At 65.7% G+C, this 3,084-nt stretch carries 3 protein-coding genes; 1 reads left to right on the forward strand and 2 read right to left on the reverse strand.

Translation table 11 applies throughout. The annotated features are described in order from the left end of the window. The coding region (locus ACFDTC_RS08290; protein WP_375258409.1) for a hypothetical protein at positions 1-207 on the reverse strand (207 nt) is incomplete at its 3' end. A 129-nt stretch (positions 208-336) separates the two neighbouring features. On the opposite strand from ACFDTC_RS08290, the gene ACFDTC_RS08295 reads away from it, so the two are divergent. Further along, entirely contained in the window at positions 337-2,457 is a 2,121-nt protein-coding gene (locus ACFDTC_RS08295) for a putative bifunctional diguanylate cyclase/phosphodiesterase (protein ID WP_375258410.1), read from the forward strand. Between the two features lie 27 nt (positions 2,458-2,484). On the opposite strand, the gene ACFDTC_RS08300 is transcribed toward ACFDTC_RS08295, so the two are convergent. Further along, a partial coding sequence (locus tag ACFDTC_RS08300; protein WP_375258411.1) for a sugar phosphate isomerase/epimerase family protein occupies positions 2,485-3,084 on the reverse strand: 600 nt, incomplete at its 5' end.

Below are 3,084 nucleotides of genomic sequence, written 5' to 3' on the forward strand. Positions count from 1 at the left end.
CCGTGATCTGAAGTAAGTCTCCGACACGGCGTTCGGGCGCCGCCTGACGATCACGGCCCAAAGCCGTCCCATTTCACGTCCGCGATCCAACGCTTTCAGGCCCGTCGCCATTGGCGCGGCCGGATGCGTCGACACCGCATCAAGCGCATATCCATGTCCGATCGGGAATGGTAACAAACGGTTAACGTGCGTTTCGTATTTTGCCACGAATTCGGGAAGCCTGATGTAAAGCGGATGGCGGCGTGAGTTGGGTTGCTCGCGGTCAAATCTGCCGAGGCGTCGACTGGCCTTTCATGGCGCCATCCATTGCCCACCGCCCTTGACGGGACATCGTTTATGATTGGTGACAGCATCAGCGGGACGGAGACCGAAAGCCGGTGGATGACGGCCGTCCTGAGCGCCAATCAGGCCGTTTGGGACCACGATTTCGAGCGCAACCAGCATTATCTCTCAGAGACCTGGCGCACCCTGCGGGGCCTCTCGATCGACGACGAGATCCCGCTCACCACAGAGACGTGGTTCACCACCATCCACGAGAACGACGTCGCACACGTGACCCAGGAATGGCGTCGGATCGATGCCGGCAAGACGGACGTCATCAACTACAAGTTCCGCCAGCGCCACAAGGACGGCCACTGGGTCTGGTTCCTGAGCCGCGGGCGCGTGGTGCGCCGCGATGCGGCCGGTCTGCCGGCGCGGATCGTCGGGACGGACACCGACATCACCGACATCAAGACGGTCGAGCTGGAAAGCCAGCGGATGACGCAGCGCCTGGCCGTTGCGATGGAAGCGGCACGGATGGGGCGGTGGGAGCTGAACCTCGACACCGGCGAGGCCTACTGGGACGATCGCCTTCTGCAGATCCTGGGCCTCAGGGACGGCAGGAACTTGCGCCCCGGCGGGGACTGGCTGCAATTCGTCCACCCGGACGATCGCGACGAGGTCTACCCGTACCTCGCCGATCGCGTCGGAAAGCGGCTGGACGTCGAACGGGACTACCGGATCCTGAACGCGGACGGCGAGACCGTGCACATCCGGGCCCTCGCGAAGTTCGTGGACAACTCCGAAACAGGGCCGCGCTATTACGGCGTGAACTTCGACATCTCGCGCGACAAGCTGCAGGCGGAAGAGCTGGAAAAGGCGCGGGCGCTTCTGGAATACGAAAGCCGCCACGACGCGCTGACGCGGCTGGCCAACCGCCGGAAGCTGGACGAGGTCTTTTCCGAGCACATCGCGAGCAGCCGCAGCGGCGTGTCGATCATGCATTTCGACATCGACCACTTCAAGCAGATCAACGACACGCTGGGGCACGATGCCGGCGACGCGACGCTGCAACATGCCGCCGATGTCCTGCAGCGCCACATAACTGGCGACGCGCTCGTCTCTCGCGTCGGCGGGGACGAATTCGTGGCCCTGATGTTCGAGGCCCTGGACGAGCAGGCGTTGCAGGACACGGCCGAGGCGATCATCCGGGAGATGGCGCAGCCCTTCTACTACGGCGCACAGAAATGCGCGATCGGCACCAGCATCGGCATCGCGACCTGCCGCGACCGCGACGCCGAGAACGGCAGTCTCTTCATCAATGCGGACCTCGCGCTCTACGAGGCGAAGAAGGCCGGGCGCGGGCGGTACCGCTTCTATTCGCCGTCGATGAAGGAAGAGGCGCGCCGCAGGAAGAAGACGTTCGACGCGCTTTCGGCCGGGTTCGAGAAGGGCGAGATCACGTGCCATTACCAGCCGCAGTTCGACGCGATGACGCTCGAGCTGTCGGGGCTCGAGGCGCTGGTGCGGTGGGAGCGGGAGGCGTTCGGGCTGATCATGCCGGACGAATTCCTGGGCGTCGCCGAGGACATGGGCATCCTGTCGGAAGTCGACGATCTCGTGCTTCGGCGCGTGCTGCACGACATCGATCAATGGCGGGGCGCCGGGATCGACGTTCCGCCGATTTCGGTCAACGTCTCGGCCAGCCGGCTGAACGATCCCAACTTCGCCGATCAGCTGCGGGCCTTCGACATTCCGGCCGGGATGCTGTCCTTCGAACTCCTGGAATCGGCGTTCCTCGACACGAAGAACGACGTGGTCGAGCGCAACCTTCGCGCGGTCAGGGACCTGGGCATCCATATCGAGATCGACGATTTCGGAAGCGGCCATGCCTCGATCGCCAGCCTGCTTGCGGTCTCGCCCAAGCGGCTGAAGATCGATCACACGCTCGTCGGGCCGATCGCCGCGTCCGAGCGTCAGCGCGAACTGGTCAAGAACATCGTCGGCATCGGCCACATGCTGGGCATCCGGGTCGTCGCGGAAGGCGTGGAGACCCCTGCGCATACCGAAATCCTGCAGGCGATGGGATGCGATTTCCTGCAGGGGTTCGGGCTGTCGCGCCCGATGGACGGCGCGCGAACCGGCCAGTTCCTTGCGACGACGGCGCAGGCGCTCGCCGCGCGGCTGCAGGCGTGACCCCGCCCACGGCCTGAAACCGAAACGTCAGCAGGCCAGACCCAGCCCCTTCAGGTGGTCGAAGGCCGACGGTATTGCCGCATCGTCCCGCAGTTCCAGGACGAGGTGCGGGTGCGCTGTGCTGTCGGCGAGGGCCCGGAAGACCGCCGGCCACTCGATCTCGCCCTCGCCGGGCGGCCAGTGCCGGTCGGCGTGGCCGTCCACGTCCTGCAGATGCACGTGGGCGAGGCGGTCGCCCGCGTCGCGGACGAAGTAGTCCACCGGCGGCGCGCCGGACATTCGGCGGGCAAGGTGCGCGTGTCCGGTGTCTATGGACAGCGCGATGGCGTCCGAGCCGAAGCTGTCGACCATCCCCCGCCGCGTCGCGGGATCGACGTCCTGGATGTTCTCGATCACCAGCGTGACGCCCAGCGTCTCGGCGGCCCGGACCACGGGCAGCAGGATCTCCTGGATGCGGGCCAGCTTGTCCTCGGCGTAACCGGGGCTGGCCAGAAGGTTGTTGCGATACCAGGGCGTGTAGGGCGAGTGCAGTACCATCTGCCGCGCGCCGATACGATCCGCGGCCTCGAGCGCCTTGAGGAACCGCGCGGTGATGAGCGGGCGCAGCTCGGCGTCCTTGTTGTCGAT

The organism is Citreimonas sp. (genome assembly GCF_042096055.1).
Taxonomy (GTDB): Bacteria; Pseudomonadota; Alphaproteobacteria; order Rhodobacterales; family Rhodobacteraceae; genus Citreimonas.